Origin of the sequence: Halomonas sp. 18071143 (assembly GCF_019211725.1) — a bacterium.
GTDB classification, from domain to species: domain Bacteria; phylum Pseudomonadota; class Gammaproteobacteria; order Pseudomonadales; family Halomonadaceae; genus Vreelandella; species Vreelandella stevensii.
Genome location: NZ_CP078120.1, coordinates 2,686,722 through 2,703,494 on the forward strand (window position 1 = coordinate 2,686,722; position 16,773 = coordinate 2,703,494).

12 protein-coding genes are annotated in these 16,773 nt (G+C 59.1%); 3 read left to right on the plus strand and 9 right to left on the minus strand.

Annotation, left to right across the window (positions count from 1 at the left end; genetic code table 11):
- Positions 1-73: 73 nt before the first annotated feature.
- Positions 74-2,014 (plus strand): exoribonuclease II, encoded by a 1,941-nt coding sequence (locus KVY02_RS12580; protein ID WP_218315083.1) that lies wholly within the window; start codon positions 74-76, stop codon positions 2,012-2,014.
- 103 nt (positions 2,015-2,117) lie between these two features.
- Here the strand turns inward: KVY02_RS12580 and sucD are convergent, their stop codons facing one another.
- The 9 genes from sucD to sdhC all read right to left on the minus strand — a co-directional run bounded on the left by sucD (position 2,118) and on the right by sdhC (position 13,861).
- On the minus strand, positions 2,118-2,990 hold the full coding sequence (sucD, locus tag KVY02_RS12585; RefSeq protein ID WP_016914525.1) for a succinate--CoA ligase subunit alpha: 873 nt from the start codon (positions 2,988-2,990) through the stop codon (positions 2,118-2,120).
- Positions 2,990-4,156 carry an ADP-forming succinate--CoA ligase subunit beta gene (gene sucC / locus KVY02_RS12590; protein ID WP_100731173.1) on the minus strand — a complete coding sequence of 389 codons (1,167 nt, stop codon included), beginning with the start codon at positions 4,154-4,156 and terminating at the stop codon, positions 2,990-2,992. The genes sucD and sucC overlap by 1 nt, the downstream gene beginning before the upstream one ends.
- 162 nt (positions 4,157-4,318) lie before the next feature.
- Positions 4,319-5,758 carry a dihydrolipoyl dehydrogenase gene (gene lpdA, locus KVY02_RS12595; protein WP_193460709.1) on the minus strand — a complete coding sequence of 480 codons (1,440 nt, stop codon included), beginning with the start codon at positions 5,756-5,758 and terminating at the stop codon, positions 4,319-4,321.
- Between the two features lie 113 nt (positions 5,759-5,871).
- Positions 5,872-7,422, minus strand: coding sequence for a 2-oxoglutarate dehydrogenase complex dihydrolipoyllysine-residue succinyltransferase (gene odhB, locus KVY02_RS12600; RefSeq protein ID WP_081195581.1), 1,551 nt, complete (start codon positions 7,420-7,422; stop codon positions 5,872-5,874).
- Between the two features lie 38 nt (positions 7,423-7,460).
- Positions 7,461-10,295, minus strand: a complete 2,835-nt coding sequence (locus KVY02_RS12605) for a 2-oxoglutarate dehydrogenase E1 component (protein ID WP_039176946.1) — start codon at positions 10,293-10,295, stop codon at positions 7,461-7,463.
- Positions 10,296-10,628: 333 nt separating this feature from the next.
- Positions 10,629-11,339, minus strand: coding sequence for a succinate dehydrogenase iron-sulfur subunit (locus KVY02_RS12610; RefSeq protein ID WP_016914530.1), 711 nt, complete (start codon positions 11,337-11,339; stop codon positions 10,629-10,631).
- Positions 11,340-11,366: 27 nt separating this feature from the next.
- Complete coding sequence (gene sdhA / locus KVY02_RS12615; RefSeq protein WP_218313617.1) at positions 11,367-13,139, minus strand: succinate dehydrogenase flavoprotein subunit; 1,773 nt, start codon at positions 13,137-13,139, stop codon at positions 11,367-11,369.
- Positions 13,140-13,142: 3 nt separating this feature from the next.
- Positions 13,143-13,490, minus strand: coding sequence for a succinate dehydrogenase, hydrophobic membrane anchor protein (gene sdhD, locus KVY02_RS12620; RefSeq protein ID WP_016914532.1), 348 nt, complete (start codon positions 13,488-13,490; stop codon positions 13,143-13,145).
- On the minus strand, positions 13,484-13,861 hold the full coding sequence (gene sdhC / locus KVY02_RS12625) for a succinate dehydrogenase, cytochrome b556 subunit (protein WP_170919473.1): 378 nt from the start codon (positions 13,859-13,861) through the stop codon (positions 13,484-13,486). The genes sdhD and sdhC overlap by 7 nt, the downstream gene beginning before the upstream one ends.
- Before the next feature lie 486 nt (positions 13,862-14,347).
- On the opposite strand from sdhC, the gene gltA reads away from it, so the two are divergent.
- Together gltA and KVY02_RS12635 are read left to right on the plus strand one after the other, a co-directional pair.
- The gene (gene gltA, locus KVY02_RS12630; protein WP_218313618.1) at positions 14,348-15,634 is read left to right on the plus strand and encodes a citrate synthase; all 1,287 of its coding nucleotides are present in this window, start codon (positions 14,348-14,350) and stop codon (positions 15,632-15,634) included.
- A 113-nt stretch (positions 15,635-15,747) separates the two neighbouring features.
- The gene (locus tag KVY02_RS12635; protein WP_218313619.1) at positions 15,748-16,629 is read left to right on the plus strand and encodes an NAD(P)-dependent oxidoreductase; all 882 of its coding nucleotides are present in this window, start codon (positions 15,748-15,750) and stop codon (positions 16,627-16,629) included.
- The last annotated feature ends 144 nt before the right edge of the window (positions 16,630-16,773 follow it).

Below are 16,773 nucleotides of genomic sequence, written 5' to 3' on the forward strand. Positions count from 1 at the left end.
CCAAGGGCAACGATTGGCGCGGCCAACGGGAATCCGTATAGTGGCACCCTACTCTCGCCAACTGATCGAACACATGCTTCAAAATAACTCCCTGCTTGCCCAGCTCAAGCAACAGATCCGTGAAACCACTCCCCGCGCCGAAGGGGTGATCAAAGCCACCGAAAAAGGCTTCGGGTTTCTTGAAACCGACAGCGGCGAATCCTATTTCGTGCCGCCGCCTGCCATGAAGCAGGTGCTCCACGGCGACCGCGTCGAAGCCGTGATTCATGAGAACGGCGACAAAAAATCCGTCGAGCCGGAGAAGCTGATCGAAGCGGGCCTGGACCGCTTCATCGCCCGCGTGCAAAAGCGCGAAGGCCGCCTGGCAGTGGTGCCCGATCACCCCTCGATTCGCAATGTGCTGAAAGCCCGCATCAAGAACAGCCTGGACGAAGACAGCATTGGCGACGGCGACTGGGTCGTGGCGCGTCTGGTGCGCCATCCGCTCAAGGAGAACGATCGCGGCTTCTTTGCCCAAATCGACGAGCTGGTCGCCAAGGTCGACAACCCCGCCGTACCGTGGCGTGTCACCCTGGCGCGCCACGCGCTGGAGCAGGAGTGCCCGGATGCCGGTAGCGACTGGCCGCTGCGCGATGAGGGCCTGACTCGGGAAGACCTGACGCAACGCCCCTTCTTCACCATCGATGGTGAGAAGACCCGCGATATGGACGATGCCCTGCACGTGGTGGCGCGTCCGGAAGGCGGCTGGCAGCTGAGCGTGGCCATTGCCGACCCCACGGCGTATGTGGATGAGGAGCACGCGGCCGACCTGGAAGCGCGTGTGCGTGCCTTCACGGTTTACCTGCCGGGCCAGAACGTCACCATGCTGCCGGAGCAGCTGGCCGATGACCTGTGCTCGCTGTGGGAAGGCCAGGAGCGCCCGGCCCTGGCGTGTACGCTGGACATCAACGCCGACGGCAGCCTGGGCGACTACCGCTTCTTTGCCGCCAACGTGACCTCCCACGCCAAGCTGGTGTACGAGCGCGTCTCTGACTGGATCGAAGGCCAGGGCGACTGGGCACCGGCCGAGGAGATTGCCGAGCAGCTCAAAGCACTGCAGGCCCTGACGGAAGCCCGCACCGCCTGGCGCAACGAGCACGCACTGGTGTTCAAGGACCGCCCGGATTACGTGTTCGATCTGGACGAAGCAGGCAACGTGCTGGGCGTGCGTACCGAAGACCGGCGCATCGCCAACCGCATGATCGAAGAGTCGATGATTGCGGCCAACGCCTGCTGTGCAGACTTCCTGGCCAGCCATATCGGCCACGGCATCTTCAACGTGCACCGCGCCTTCGAGCCCGAAAAAGCCGAAGCGGCCCAGGAGTTCCTCGCCAGTCAGGAGATTGAGGTGGCCCAGGAAGCGCTCACCGAGCTGGCGCACTACAAAGAGCTCAAGCGCGCACTGGAAAGCCGTGACGACGCCTGGCTGGATGCCCGCCTGCGCCGTTTCCAGGGCTTCACCAGCATGTCGGCCCAACCTGGCCCACATTTCGGCCTGGGGCTGCCCGCCTACGCCACGTGGACCTCGCCGATCCGCAAGTATGGCGATATGGTCAACCACCGCTTGATCAAGCGCGTGCTCAAGGGTGAACAGGCCCCGGCAGAGGCCAGCCAGCAGCTCACCGAGCAGCTCACCGAACGCCGCCGCCTGAACCGTATGGCCGAGCGTGACGTGAAAGATTGGCTCTACGTTCGCTACCTGACCCCGGCAGCACAGAACCAGGATACCTTCGAGGCCGAAATCATGGCCATCAATCGTGGCGGCATGCGGGTGCGTCTGATCGAAAACGGCGCCACGGCCTTCGTGCCAGCCCCCTTGATGCATAGCGACCGCGACAAGGTGGTGATCGACGATAAAGAGGGCCGCATTCAGATCGAAGGCGAAGAGCGCTTCAAACTGGGCGACAGCCTGCGTGTCTCGCTCACGGAAGCCCGTGAAGAGACCCGCTCGCTGGTGGCGAAACCCGCCGCCTGACCCCGGCATGGCCTCACGGCAGGCGTCGGCGAGGCCATGAGCAGCACCATGCAAAAGGGCACCCGAAGGTGCCCTTTTTTAGCGCTCTGAAAAAGTACGCGGCTTACCAGCCGGTCACTTCTTTCAGTGCATCGCCAATTTGCGCCAAGGAGCGTACGGTTTTGACACCGGCGTCTTCCAGGGCAGCAAATTTCTCGTCGGCAGTACCTTTACCGCCAGAGATGATGGCGCCTGCATGGCCCATACGCTTGCCGGGAGGTGCTGTCACACCGGCAATGTAGGAAACCACCGGCTTGGAAACGTTGGCCTTGATGTAGGCCGCGGCTTCTTCTTCAGCGGTGCCGCCGATTTCACCGATCATCACGATCGCTTCGGTTTTCGGGTCCTTCTCGAACATCTCCAGGATGTCGATGAAGTTGGAGCCCGGAATCGGGTCACCACCGATGCCGACACAGGTAGACTGGCCGAAACCGTGGTCAGTGGTCTGCTTGACCGCTTCGTAGGTCAGAGTACCGGAACGCGATACGATGCCCACTTTACCCGGCTGGTGAATGTGACCCGGCATGATGCCGATTTTACATTCGCCCGGGGTGATCACGCCGGGGCAGTTCGGGCCGATCAGACGTACGCCCAGCTCGTCGCATTTTACTTTCGCTTCGAGCATGTCGAGGGTCGCGATGCCTTCGGTGATGCACACGATCAGCTTGATGCCAGCGTTGGCCGCTTCAAGGATCGAGTCTTTGCAGAACGCTGCCGGTACGTAGATCACGCTGGCTTCTGCGCCGGTTTTCTCGACCGCTTCTTTCACGGTGTTGAACACGGGCAGGCCCAGGTGCGTCTGGCCACCTTTGCCCGGCGTAACACCGCCGACCATTTGCGTGCCATAGGCAATCGCCTGTTCGGAGTGGAACGTGCCCTGGCCACCGGTGAACCCTTGGCAGATGACCTTGGTGTTCTTATCGATCAGGATACTCATTACTTGCCCTCCGCTGCTTTGACAACCTGCTGAGCCGCGTCGGTCAGACTGGTAGCAGCGATGATGTTCAGACCGCTGGACGCCAGCTTCTCAGCGCCCAATTCAGCGTTGTTACCTTCCAGGCGAACGACGACCGGCACGTTGACGCCAACTTGCTCAACGGCACCGATGATGCCTTCGGCAATCATGTCGCAACGAACGATACCGCCGAAGATGTTCACCAGAACGGCTTTGACGTTGTCGTCAGACAGGATGATCTTGAACGCTTCGGCTACGCGCTCTTTGGTCGCGCCGCCGCCAACGTCCAGGAAGTTGGCCGGCTTGCCGCCGCTCAGGTTGACGATGTCCATGGTGCCCATGGCCAGGCCAGCGCCGTTGACCATGCAACCGATGTTACCGTCGAGGGCCACGTAGTTCAGCTCCCACTTCGCGGCGTCGGCTTCACGCTGATCTTCCTGGGAAGGATCGCGCATCGCCTGCAGGTCCGGGTGACGGTACAGGGCGTTGCTGTCGAGGCCCAGTTTGGCGTCCAGGCAGTGCAGGTTGCCTTCGTCGGTGATCACCAACGGGTTGATCTCGAGCAGCGCCAGATCCTTGTCGTGGAACAGCTTGGAGAGACCCAGGAAGATCTTGGTGAACTGCTTCACCTGATCACCTTTCAGACCCAGCGCGAACGCCAGTTCACGCGCCTGATAGGGCTGTGCGCCGACCAGCGGATCGATTTCGGCCTTGAGGATCTTTTCCGGCGTCTCTTCGGCGACGGTTTCGATCTCGACACCGCCTTCGGTGGAGGCCATGAACACGACGCGACGAGTGGTACGGTCAACGACCGCGCCCAGGTACAGCTCGTCGGCGATGTTGGTGCAGGTCTCTACCAGAATCTTGGCAACCGGCTGACCTTTTTCGTCAGTCTGGTAAGTAACCAGGTTCTTGCCCAGCCACTGCTCGGCGAAGGTTTTGGCTTCTGCCGGGTCCTTGATCAGCTTGACGCCGCCCGCTTTACCGCGGCCGCCAGCGTGAACCTGGGCTTTGACGACCCACATGTCGCCGCCGATTTTTTTGCACGCTTCTACTGCTTCTTCGGGAGTGTCCACGGCAAAGCCTTTGGACACTGGCAGACCATAATCGGCAAACAGCTGTTTACCTTGATACTCGTGAAGGTTCATCGATTCATGCCATTGGTTGCATGTGACTCGAACGATGATCAGTCGCCCTGAAGAACATCTTGCAGGTGCTGGTCATCCCCGTACTTTCATGACGGCGAGTTGCCACGCCGCCATGAAAGTGGTGCGCCACCTGACGGTGGCGCTTGGTTGTTGCTTAGCGAATTACTTGCGCTTCTTGCGGTTGGCCATGTGAATGGCATGACCTTCTACCGCCAGAGCAGCTTCGTGTACGGCTTCCGACATGGTCGGGTGCGCGTAGCAGGTCAATGCCAGGTCTTCGGCGCTGGAGCCGAATTCCATGGCGATCACGCCCTGGGCGATCATCTCACCGGCGTGCTGACCCACGATGTGCATACCTAGAATACGGTCGGTTTCCGCATCGGCAATAATCTTGGCGCTGCCTTCGGTGGCGTTGTTGGCCATGGCACGGCCGCTGGCTGCGAAGGGGAAGCTACCGGTCTTGATTTCGATACCCTTGGCCTTGGCGTCCTGCTCGGTCATGCCGACCCAGGCCACTTCCGGGAAGGTATAGATGACGCTGGGGATGGTGTCGTAGTTCATCTCGGCCTTGTGGCCGGCGATGATATCCGCCACCATGATGCCCTCTTCAGAGGCCTTGTGGGCCAGCATCGGGCCGCGTACACAGTCGCCAATCGCGTAAACGCCCGGCACGTTGGTACGGCACTGGTCGTCCACGAAGATGAAGCCACGCTCGTCCAGCTCGACGCCCACGCCATCGGCCACAACGCCTTTGGTGTAAGGACGACGGCCGACACATACGATCAGCTTGTCGAAGGTGATTTCCTGCTCGCCGTCAGCATCGGTGTACTTGACGATGACTTCATCACCATTGGTCTCGGAGCCGGTCACACGGGCGCCCAGTTTGATATCCAGGCCCTGCTTCTTGAGCAGTTTCTGAGTCTCTTTGGCAATCGTGGTGTCGACCATCGGCAGGAAGGAGTCCATCGCTTCCAGCACGGTGACTTCAGAACCCAGACGGTTCCAGACGCTACCCAGCTCCAGGCCGATGACACCAGCGCCGATCACGCCAAGGCGCTTGGGCGTTTCCTGGAATTCCAGTGCGCCGGTAGAGTCGACGATCAGGCCTTCGGTCAGCGGCGTGGGCGGAATTTCCACCGGCACGGAGCCTGCCGCGATGACGATGCTGTCGGCGTCGTAGGCGGTAGTGTTGCCGTCCAGATCGGTGACTTCGACCTGCTTGCCAGATACGACCTTGCCGGTACCTTCGATGGCGGTCACACCGTTGGCCTTGAACAGGCCAGAGATGCCGCCGGTCAAGTTCTTAACGATCTTGTCCTTGCGGGCCATCATTTTCTTGACGTCCATGGTGACGTCACCGGCTTCGATACCCATGTCGTCGAAATCGTGCTTGGCTTCGACGAACTTGTGCGACGCTTCAAGCAACGCTTTGGACGGGATACAGCCTACGTTCAAGCAGGTGCCGCCGTGGACGACCTTGCCTTCCTTGCCAATCCATTTTTCAACACAGGCGGTTTTCAGACCCAGCTGCGCAGCGCGGATAGCCGCTACGTAGCCACCAGGGCCAGCACCGATAACGATCACATCAAACTTGTCAGCCATGTTGGCTCCTTTAGCTTGGTTGCCCCCTCCCGAGTTGATCTAAACCGGGCAGGAGGCAAAGTGCGATTGCAGAGAACGTTTCATCAACAGCGAAGGCGGATCAACGCGCTTCGTTATACGTCCAGCAGCAAGCGAGCCGGGTCTTCCAGCAGCTCTTTGATAGTCACCAGGAATCTTACCGCATCTTTACCATCGATCATGCGGTGGTCGTAGGAGAGCGCCAGATACATCATCGGGCGAATCTCGACCTTGCCATTCACCGCCATGGGGCGATCCTGAATCTTGTGCATGCCCAGGATAGCGGTCTGCGGCGGGTTGATGATCGGCGTCGACATCAGTGAACCGAAGGTGCCACCGTTGGTGATGGTGAAGGTACCGCCGATCATGTCGTCCATGCCCAGCTTGCCGTCACGGCCACGCTTGCCGAAGTCGACGATGCTGCGCTCGACGTCTGCGATCTTCATGCTGTCGGTATCACGCAGTACCGGTACCACTAGGCCACGGTCGGTGGAGACGGCAACACCGATATCCTGATAACCGTGGTAGACGATGTCGGTGCCGTCGATGGAGGCATTGACGTCCGGGAAGCGCTTGAGCGCTTCGGAAGCGGCTTTTACAAAGAAGCCCATGAAGCCCAGCTTGACATCGTGGGTCTTCTGGAAAGTGTCCTTGTACTGGGCACGCAGGGCCATGATTTCCGTCATGTCCACTTCGTTGTACGTGGTCAGCATCGCCGCGGTCTGCTGTGCCTGAACCAGGCGCTTGGCGATGGTCTGGCGCAGACGGGTCATCGGTACGCGCTTCTCTTCGCGCTCACCCGCCACCGCCGGAGCCGCCGCAGCCTTGGCCGGCGCAGAGGACTTGGCAGCTTTCCTGGCCGAACCATCCTTGACGGCTTTCTGAACGTCTTCTTTCAGAATGCGACCGCCTTTGCCGGTACCTTCGATCCTGGAAACGTCCAGATCGTGCTCGGCAACCATCTTGCGAGCAGCCGGTGCCAGCACTTTGTCACCCACCTTCTCATCGGCGCCTTCATCGTCAGCGTCGTTGGAGGCGCTGCTGGAAGAAGAAGCGCTGGCCTGGTCACTGCCACCGCCTTCTACGAAGGTTGCCAGAATCGCTTCGGACTCAACCTGGCTGCCTTCTTCTGCCTTGATTTCCGCCAGGGCACCATCGGCAGGCGCCACGACTTCCAGCACGACCTTGTCGGTTTCGATGTCGGCCAGCACTTCGTCACGCTTGACCGCTTCGCCTACTTTCTTGTGCCAGGTCGCCACGGTGCCTTCCTGAATGGACTCAGGGAAGCTGGGCGCCTTCACGTCGTGCTGCTTGCCACCGGCGGCTGGCTTAGCGGCTTCCTTGGACTCGGCCTTCTCGGCGTTGTCAGAAGATTTTTCTTCTTTCTTACCGCTGTCGCCCGAGGCGCTGCCTTCACCAATCTTGCCCAATACTTGCTCGGACTCGACGGTATCGCCTTCTTCGGCCATCACGTCGGTCAGGGTTCCCGCTTCCGGTGCGACGACTTCAAGCACCACTTTATCGGTCTCGATTTCAACGATCAGCTCGTCGCGTTCGACGCTGTCACCCGGCTTCTTGTGCCACGCGGCCACGGTGCCTTCGGCAACGGATTCCGGAAAGGTTGGCGCTTTGATATCAGTAGCCATGTCGTTTCCCTTATATGTTCTCTAAGCCTGGCGGACGCTTAAATATTAAAAGCGTCTTCCACCAGCTGGCGCTGCTGTTCAGTGTGGACGGACATGTAGCCCGCTGCCGGAGCAGCCGAGGCAGGACGCCCTGCGAATTTCAACTCACGACCCAGGCCGTCTTTCAACAGGTCGGCCACGGCACGCATGTGGTGCTGACTGGAGTACCAGGCGCCCTGATTCAGCGGCTCTTCCTGACACCAGACGATGTCTTCCACATTGGCATATGCCTGGAGCACTTCCAGAAGCTCTTCTTTCGGGAAGGGGTAGAGCTGCTCAAGACGAAGGATGATCGTATCGTCACGCTCGTTCTCAGCACGCCAGTTGGCCAGATCATAGTAGACCTTGCCAGCGCACATGATCACACGAGTGACTTTCTCTGCATCCAGGTTGCCCTGGTCGGGCAGCACCATGTGGAACTTGCCATGGGCCAGATCTTCGAGACTGGACACGGCTTCCTTGTGGCGCAGCAGCGACTTGGGCGACATGACCACCAGCGGCTTGCGCAGCGGGCGAATCACCTGACGGCGCAGCAGATGGAAAATCTGGGCAGGCGTCGTCGGTACGCACACTTGCATGTTGTGCTCGGCGCACAGCTGCAAGAAGCGCTCAAGGCGTGCCGAAGAGTGCTCGGGGCCCTGGCCTTCGTAGCCATGAGGCAGCAGCATGGTCAAACCACACAGGCGTCCCCACTTGGTCTCACCAGAGGAAATGAACTGGTCGACCACGACCTGGGCACCGTTGAAGAAGTCACCGAACTGCGCTTCCCAGATCACCAGATCGTTGGGAGCCGTGGTGGAGTAGCCATACTCGAACGCCAGCACGGCTTCTTCCGACAGGAAGGAGTCGTGGATGGTGAAACGGGGCTGACCATCGGCCATGTTTTGCAGCGGCACGTAGGTCGTCGCGTCTTTCTGGTTGTGCACCACCGCATGACGATGCGAGAACGTGCCACGGCCAACGTCCTGACCGGTAATCCGGATCGGGTGGCCTTGATCCAGCAGCGTGGCATAGGCCAGCGTTTCGGCGAAGCCCCAGTTGAGCCCCATGCCGCCCGCCTGCATCTTGCGGCGGTCTTCATAAATCTTGGCGACCTGACGCTGTACTTCGACACCGTCGGGGATCTCACACATCTTCGCCGCCAGCTGTTGCAGGCGTTTCATGTCGAAGGTGGTGTCGGCATTGCCGGTCCACTCATGGCCCAGGTAGGGAGCCCAGTCGACGAACAGCGACTTGTTGGGTTCCTGAACCAGTGCGTTGGCCACGTGATTGCCTGCCACGAGATCATCGCGGTAGGTTTCCACCATGGCTTTGGCGTCGTCTTCGGACAGCACGCCCTGCTCGATCAGACGCTGCGCATACAGCGTGCGTGAGGAGGGGTGGTCCTTGATCTTGGCGTACATCAGCGGCTGGGTGCCCGATGGCTCGTCGGCTTCGTTATGGCCGCGACGGCGGTAGCACACCAGGTCGATGACGACGTCTTTCTTGAACTGCTGACGGTAATCCAGGGCCACTTGCGTAGCGTGAATGACCGCGTCCGGATCATCGCCGTTGACATGGAAAATCGGCGCCTGAACCATCTTGGCAATGTCAGTACAGTATTCGGTGGAGCGTGCATCGGCCGGGTTGGAGGTCGTGAACCCCACCTGGTTGTTGATGACGATGTGTACCGTACCACCGGTCTTGTAGGCGCGGGTCTGGGACATCTGGAATGTCTCCATGACCACACCCTGCCCCGCGAAGGCAGCATCGCCATGAACGTTGATCGGCAGCACTTTGCTTCCGTCAGCGTCGTTGCGGCGATCCTGGCGGGCACGTACCGAGCCTTCCACCACCGGCGCGACGATTTCGAGATGCGACGGGTTGAACGACATGGCCAGGTGGACTTCGCCACCAGGCGACATGACGTTGGAGCTGAAGCCCTGGTGGTATTTCACGTCACCAGAACCACGCTCGATGACTTTCTTGCCATCGAATTCGTCGATCAGATCCGCAGGGTTCTTGCCCAGGATGTTGACCAGCAGATTCAAGCGGCCACGGTGGGCCATGCCGATCACGACTTCCTTGGTGCCATAGCCACCGGCGCGCTGGATCAGTTCGTCCATCATCGGTACGAACGACTCGCCACCTTCCAGGCCGAAGCGCTTGGTACCCGGGTACTTGGAGGCCAGGTAATTTTCCAGACCTTCCGCAGCCGTCAGGCGCTCCAGTACGTGCTTGCGCACGTCATCGCTGAACTTGGGCGCGCTGCGTACCGATTCGAAACGACGCTGCAGCCAGCGCTTCTCTTCGGTATCCACGATGTGCATGATTTCGCAGCCGATGGAGCGGCAGTAGGTCTGCTCCAGCGCGTCGACGATCTCGCGCAGCGGTGCTTTATCAATACCCAGGAAGAAAGAACCTGTCTGGAACTCGGTATCAAGATCAGCTTTGGACAGCTGATGGAATGACAGGTCGAGGTCGGGGACGGGGGTGGGATTACGCAGACCAAGCGGGTCGATATTGGCCTTTTGATGGCCACGGAAGCGATACGCGTTGATCAGCTGCAGGACTTTGACCTGCTTTTTGTTTTCACCGCTGTCGGACGCGGCGACTACCCGGCCTGGGCGACTTTCACGGCCAAGCTGGTAGAACTGATCACGAATGGGGCTTAGTGGAACATCGTGGGAGGCACTGCCTTCAGCCCGCGGCAACTGATCGAAATAGCTGCGCCACTCGTCTGAGACAGAATCAGGATCGGCGAGGTACTGCTCGTAAAGCGCTTCCACGTAGTGGACATTGCCACCACTAACGTGAGAGGAACGCCACATCAACTCCATTATGCCTTGTTGCATCTCTCGGTCACCCTGCACTGATGGGGTGGTATCGGCATCGCTGCATGCGTGCAACGACATCGCTATTGCCCTGCCGGCGGGGCGGGACGTTTGCCGGCGGCGCCGACCTGAGGCCGGTAGCCCTTGTTCATACACGTATGATGACGCGTTTCATTACCAGTTCATGCTCAAAAGCCGGTACTCGTCGCACCGGCTTTTAAACTTGGCTGATCCATGGTGCGGCGCGTCGCCGCACCATGACAGCCCCTATGATAACAAGCGAAGCGCCACGATTTAAGTAGCTTTGTGATGCAACTTACGTGGTAGTCGCTTTTTTTTCACAGGATTAATGAGTTACGTCGCATCTGCGAGCAACATTTCACGAATTTTACCAATTGCACGAGTCGGATTCAGACCTTTCGGGCATACCGCCACGCAGTTCATGATGCCGCGGCAACGGAATACCGAGAACGGGTCTTCCAGGCTGGTCAGACGCTCACGGGTGGCGGTATCGCGACTGTCGGCCAGGAAGCGGTATGACTGCAGCAGACCCGCCGGGCCCACGAACTTGTCCGGGTTCCACCAGAACGACGGGCAGGACGTGGAGCAGCAGGCACACAGGATACACTCGTACAGGCCGTCCAGCTTGTCGCGCTCTTCTGGCGACTGCAGACGCTCAATGGCGGGCGCTGGCGTGTCGTTTTGCAGATACGGCTGGATGCGCTCGTACTGCTTGTAGAACAAGCCCATGTCCACGACCATGTCACGGATGACCGGCAGGCCAGGCAACGGACGCAGAGTCAGCTTGTTGTTTTTCACGACGTCCGACAGCGGCGTGATGCACGCCAGGCCGTTCTTGCCGTTCATGTTCATGCCATCGGAGCCGCACACGCCTTCACGGCAGCTGCGGCGATAGGCCAGGCCACTGTCCTGCTCTTTCATCAGGTGCAGTACATCCAGCACCATCAGATCGCGACCTTTGGTATCGACCTGGAACTCCTGCATGTAGGGCGCGGAGTCGGTTTCCGGGTTGTAGCGATACACGGATACCTGAAGATTTGACATGGTGTCTCCCTCTCGTCGGTGCGGAGATTAGTAGGTGCGAACCTTCGGCTCGAACGTATCGACTGTTTTCGGCTTGAAGTTGACGTCGCGCTTCTTCAGCTCTTTGCTAGCCGGGAAGTAGAGCGAGTGTTTCAGCCAGTTGACATCATCACGGTCGGGGTAGTCGTAGCGCGAGTGGGCACCACGGCTCTCTTTACGCTCAAGGGCAGCAATCGCCGTTGCTTCTGCCACTTCCATCAGGTTGTCCAGCTCCAGCGCTTCGACACGGGCAGTGTTGAAGGCGTTGGACTTGTCCGGCAGGTGCGCATTGTCGATGCGGCCACGCAGTTCCGCCAGCTGTTTGACACCTTCCTGCATGTTTTTCTCTTCACGGAATACACCGAAAGAGTTCTGCATGATGCTTTGCAGCTCGGCCTTGAGCTCAGGAATGCTTTCACCGCCTTCAGATTCGTTCCAGCGAGTGATGCGCTTCATGGCGGCTTCGATGTCCGACTCGGAGGCATCCAGGTATTCGATACCTTCGTTCAGCGCGCCTTCGATGAACATGCCCGCGGCGCGACCGAAGACCACCAGATCCAGCAGCGAGTTGCCGCCCAGACGGTTGGCACCGTGTACCGATACACAGGCAGCTTCGCCACACGCGAACAGACCGTTGACGATCTTGTCGTTGCCGCTCTCGTCCTGGGTGATCGCCTGACCATGAATGTTGGTCGGGATACCGCCCATCATGTAGTGGCAGGTCGGCACGACCGGGATCGGGTCCTTGGCCGGATCGACGTGAGCGAAGGTCTTGGAGAGCTCGACGATGCCGGGCAGACGCTTGCCAAGTACTTCTTCGCCCAGGTGATCCAGCTTCAGGAACACGTGGTCGCCCTTCTCGCCACAGCCGCGGCCTTCGAGGATTTCCATGACCATGGAGCGCGCCACGACGTCACGGCCCGCCAGGTCTTTGGCGTTGGGCGCATAGCGCTCCATGAAACGCTCGCCATCCTTGTTGACCAGGTAGCCACCTTCACCACGGCAACCTTCGGTGACCAGCGTGCCCGCACCGTAGATACCGGTCGGGTGGAACTGCCACATTTCCATGTCCTGCATCGGGAAACCAGCGCGCAGCGCCATGCCGATGCCGTCACCCGTGTTGATCAGGGCGTTGGTGGTCGACGCGTAGATGCGTCCGGCACCGCCGGTCGCCAGCACGGTGGCTTTCGACTTGACGTGCACCACTTCGCCGGTTTCGATACACATGGCGATACAGCCCACCACGTCACCGTTGGCGTTCTTGACCAGATCCACCGCGTACCACTCGTTCAGGAACGTGGTGTTGTTCTTCAGGTTGTTCTGGTACAGGGTGTGCAGCAGCGCGTGACCGGTACGGTCGGCGGCGGCGCAGGTACGTGCCGCCTGACCACCTTCACCAAAGTTCTTGGACTGACCACCGAACGGACGCTGATAGATGCGGCCATTGTCGAAACGCGAGAACGGCAGGCCCATGTGCTCGAGTTCGAAGACGGCCTTGGGGCCTTCTGAACACATGTACTCGGCAGCGTCCTGGTCAGCGATATAGTCGCCGCCCTTGACGGTGTCATACATGTGCCAGCGCCAGTCGTCGTTCGGGTCGGCGGAGGCAATCGCACAGGTGATACCACCCTGAGCAGAAACCGTGTGGGAGCGTGTCGGGAACACTTTGGACAGTACCGCTGTCTTTTTACCGGACTTGGCCAGTTCAAGAGCGGCACGCAGGCCAGAGCCACCGCCACCCACGATGATGGCGTCAAACGTCAGGCTACGAAGGTTAGACATAGATCAAGCTCCCCACAGAATTTGGATGCCCCACACCAGGTATACGAAGATGGCCAGAATGATCAGCGTCTGGGCACCCACGCGCAGGCGAGTGGACTTGAGGTAATCGGTAGTGACTGTCCACAAACCGATCCAAGCGTGCGCTGCAATGGAAATGAAGGCCAGCAGCGAGAAGATACGCATCCAGGTTTGCTCGAACAGCCCACTCCAGGTGTAGTAATCCAGGTTCGGATTAAACAGCAGGTAAGCGACGATGAAGACCGTGTAAAGGGCCAGAATGACCGCAGATACTCGCTGCATCAGCCAATCGGACAGACCGCTACGGCCAAAACTCGTGATGTTGGTTACCATACCCAAACTCCTGCCAGAATAATCAGAACCGCACTGACTACGACCGTAGCCTGTGCTTTTTTCACACCACCCTCCAGGGTCACGCCAATGTTGGCATCCATGAGCAGGTGCTTGATGCCTGCCACAAAGTGGAATGCCAGGGCAGACAGCAGCCCCCAAGCCACAAACTTGGCGAGGACGTTATTCGCCAGGGCATTGCTGACAGCGTCAAAGCCAGCCGGAGATGACAGGGATTTACCCAGCGCCCAGAAAGCGAAGATCAGCCCGACGAACAGGATCACGCCGGTAATACGGTGCGTAATCGACGTCAGCGCTGGCAGTGGGAAATGTATCGTAGTCAGGTCTAGGTTTACGGGTCGTTTGCTATTCACGGCGTTATACACACTCTCTTGGCCCGCTCAGCGACGGTCGGGCATAACCCGAGCGGGCGGTGGTTGCTGGAAGGGGCTCGGCCGTTGCCAAGTCGGGCACGACCACCTACCTGCCGGTCGCGCGCCGTGGATTATAAGAACCTTAGCCCCTGCTGACAAACCGATCTCAGACTTAACTCGACCATGGTGCAAGAAAATAGCCAATGGTCTGAGTCGATTTTGCGATGCAGCATGGTTATAGTGACATTAGATGGACGGTTTGATAAGCCTGTTAACGTATCGTCAACCCTCTGTCACTTCGGTACTATAGATCTCGGTTAATCATATACAATTATTATCCAAAACAACACATCCTGTACAAGCATGTCTAGCATTACGGCTAATTGACAAAATGTCGCACACTTCTATAGTGGGCAAGCCTTTTCGCCGGCGCGGCATGCGAAACAACGACTTTACGTCCCAAACCGAACTCGAAAGGAGGCCATCATGGCTGACAGGAAAGCGACATTGACGGTAGACGGTCTCGATAAGACGATCGAACTACCCATGTATTCCGGCACACTTGGCCCCGACGTCATCGACGTGCGTGGCCTGGGCGCCGAAGGCCTGTTTACCTACGACCCCGGCTTCATGGCCACCTCTTCCTGCCAGTCCGCAATCACCTACATCGATGGCGGCAAGGGCGTACTGCTGCACCGCGGCTACCCCATCGACCAGCTGGCAAAAGAATCCAACTTCGTCGAAGTGTGCTACACCCTGCTGTTTGGTGAACTGCCCACAAAAGAGCAGTACACCGATTTCGAATCGCGCATTCGCAATCACACCATGGTGCATGACCAGATCAACAACTTCTTCAAGGGCTTCCGTCGCGACGCACACCCGATGTCGATCCTGTGTGGCGTAGTCGGTGGTCTGGCAGCGTTCTATCATGACCACATGGACATCACTCAGGAAGAGGACCGCATCATCAGCGCGATTCGCCTGATTGCCAAAATGCCTACCCTGGCCGCCATGTCGCACAAGTACAACGTTGGCCAACCCTTCAACTACCCGCGCAACGACCTGAGCTATGCAGAGAACTTCCTCTACATGATGTTCAGCAACCCTTGCGAGGAGTACAAGATCAACCCGGTGTACGCCAAAGCCATGGACCGCATCTTCATGCTGCATGCGGACCACGAGCAGAACGCCTCCACCTCCACCGTACGCCTGGCAGGCTCTACCGGCGCCAACCCGTTTGCCTGTATCAGTGCGGGCATCGCGGCACTCTGGGGACCGGCACACGGCGGCGCCAACGAAGCCGTGCTGAACATGCTCGACGAAATCGGCGACGATTCCGAAGAGAATATTCAGCGCTTCGTGGACAAGGCAAAAGACAAGAACGACCCGTTCAAGCTGATGGGCTTCGGTCACCGCGTTTACCGCAACTTCGACCCGCGCGCCAAGGTCATGAAAGAGACCTGCGACGAAGTACTGGCCGAGCTGGGCCTGGCAGATGACCCGCAGCTGAAGATCGCCAAGCGCCTGGAGCAGATCGCTCTCGAAGACGAATACTTCATCGAGCGCAAGCTGTACCCGAACGTCGATTTCTACTCCGGCATCATCCTCAAGGCCATGGGTATTCCAACCAACATGTTTACCGTGATTTTCGCGGTATCCCGTACCATTGGCTGGATCTCCCATTGGCACGAAATGCTCAGCGAAAGCTACAAGATCGGTCGTCCACGCCAGCTTTACACTGGTCATGACCAGCGTGACTACCCTAAGAAGTAATCGGCGGCTTGTACGGCGATAACTGAGCGACACAAAGGCCACCCACGGGTGGCCTTTTGCGTGCAGCCTACCCCTTCATGACACCACTCCCCCATCAACAACAAAGGTGCTTTATGTCTTCTATCACTACCGTTGCCTTTATCGGCCTGGGCGTCATGGGTTACCCCATGGCAGGACACCTGGCCAGGCAGGGCTTGACCACCCGCGTTTATAACCGCACGACCACCAAAGCCCAGGCATGGGCCGATCAGTTTGGCGGCACGGCCCACGCCACGCCCGCCGAAGCGGCCCAGGGCGCCGACCTGGTGCTGGTGTGCGTAGGTAATGACGACGACGTGCGTCAGGTCACCACCGGCGAACACGGCGTGCTGCAGGCCATGGCCCCCGGCAGCTATCTGGTGGACCACACCACGGCCTCAGCCGACCTGGCACTGGAGCTGGATGCCGCCTGCCGCCAGCAGAGCCTTCATTTTATCGACGCCCCGGTATCCGGCGGCCAGCAGGGCGCAGAAAACGGCGCGCTGACCATCATGTGCGGCGGTGAACAGGCCCCTTTCGATGCCGTCGCCCCCGTGCTTGACCACTACGCTCGCGCTGTCACGCTCATGGGCCCCGCCAGCAGCGGCCAGCTCACCAAGATGGTCAACCAGATCTGCATCGCCGGCCTGGTACAAGGGTTAGCGGAGGGTCTGCACTTTGCCGAACAGGCAGGACTGGATCAGCATCAAGTGATCGAGGTGATTTCGAAAGGTGCCGCAGGATCCTGGCAGATGGAAAACCGCCACAAGACCATGATCGCCGATGAGTATCAGCACGGCTTTGCCGTCGACTGGATGCGCAAGGATCTGGGTATCTGCCTGGAGCAAGCGCGCAGACTGGACGCCACGCTACCCGTCACCGCACTGGTGGATCAGTTCTATGCCGACGTGCAGCGCATGCAGGGTGGCCGATGGGACACCTCTTCGCTGTTAAAGCGTCTCCGCAAAGGCGAATAGCGCTTGACATTTTGGCGCTGACAGCCGGATCAGGGTTTTCCACACTATCTGTGGATAACCCTGTTCACAACCACTACAAAACGTCCCGTAATCGCCATGAACAGTGACCCAGCCTTAAATTGGTCATTTTTTAACCTCTCATAA

What these genes read in the sequence shown, in the direction of transcription:
- sucC (WP_100731173.1), bottom strand. Translation starts at nt 4,156, where the DNA reads ATGAACCTTCACGAGTATCAAGGTAAACAGCTGTTTGCCGATTATGGT.
- sdhA (WP_218313617.1), bottom strand. Translation starts at nt 13,139, where the DNA reads ATGTCTAACCTTCGTAGCCTGACGTTTGACGCCATCATCGTGGGTGGC.
- sucD (WP_016914525.1), bottom strand. Translation starts at nt 2,990, where the DNA reads ATGAGTATCCTGATCGATAAGAACACCAAGGTCATCTGCCAAGGGTTC.
- odhB (WP_081195581.1), bottom strand. Translation starts at nt 7,422, where the DNA reads ATGGCTACTGATATCAAAGCGCCAACCTTTCCGGAATCCGTTGCCGAA.
- KVY02_RS12580 (WP_218315083.1), top strand. Translation starts at nt 74, where the DNA reads ATGCTTCAAAATAACTCCCTGCTTGCCCAGCTCAAGCAACAGATCCGT.
- sdhD (WP_016914532.1), bottom strand. Translation starts at nt 13,490, where the DNA reads ATGGTAACCAACATCACGAGTTTTGGCCGTAGCGGTCTGTCCGATTGG.
- KVY02_RS12635 (WP_218313619.1), top strand. Translation starts at nt 15,748, where the DNA reads ATGTCTTCTATCACTACCGTTGCCTTTATCGGCCTGGGCGTCATGGGT.
- lpdA (WP_193460709.1), bottom strand. Translation starts at nt 5,758, where the DNA reads ATGGCTGACAAGTTTGATGTGATCGTTATCGGTGCTGGCCCTGGTGGC.
- KVY02_RS12610 (WP_016914530.1), bottom strand. Translation starts at nt 11,339, where the DNA reads ATGTCAAATCTTCAGGTATCCGTGTATCGCTACAACCCGGAAACCGAC.
- gltA (WP_218313618.1), top strand. Translation starts at nt 14,348, where the DNA reads ATGGCTGACAGGAAAGCGACATTGACGGTAGACGGTCTCGATAAGACG.
- KVY02_RS12605 (WP_039176946.1), bottom strand. Translation starts at nt 10,295, where the DNA reads ATGCAACAAGGCATAATGGAGTTGATGTGGCGTTCCTCTCACGTTAGT.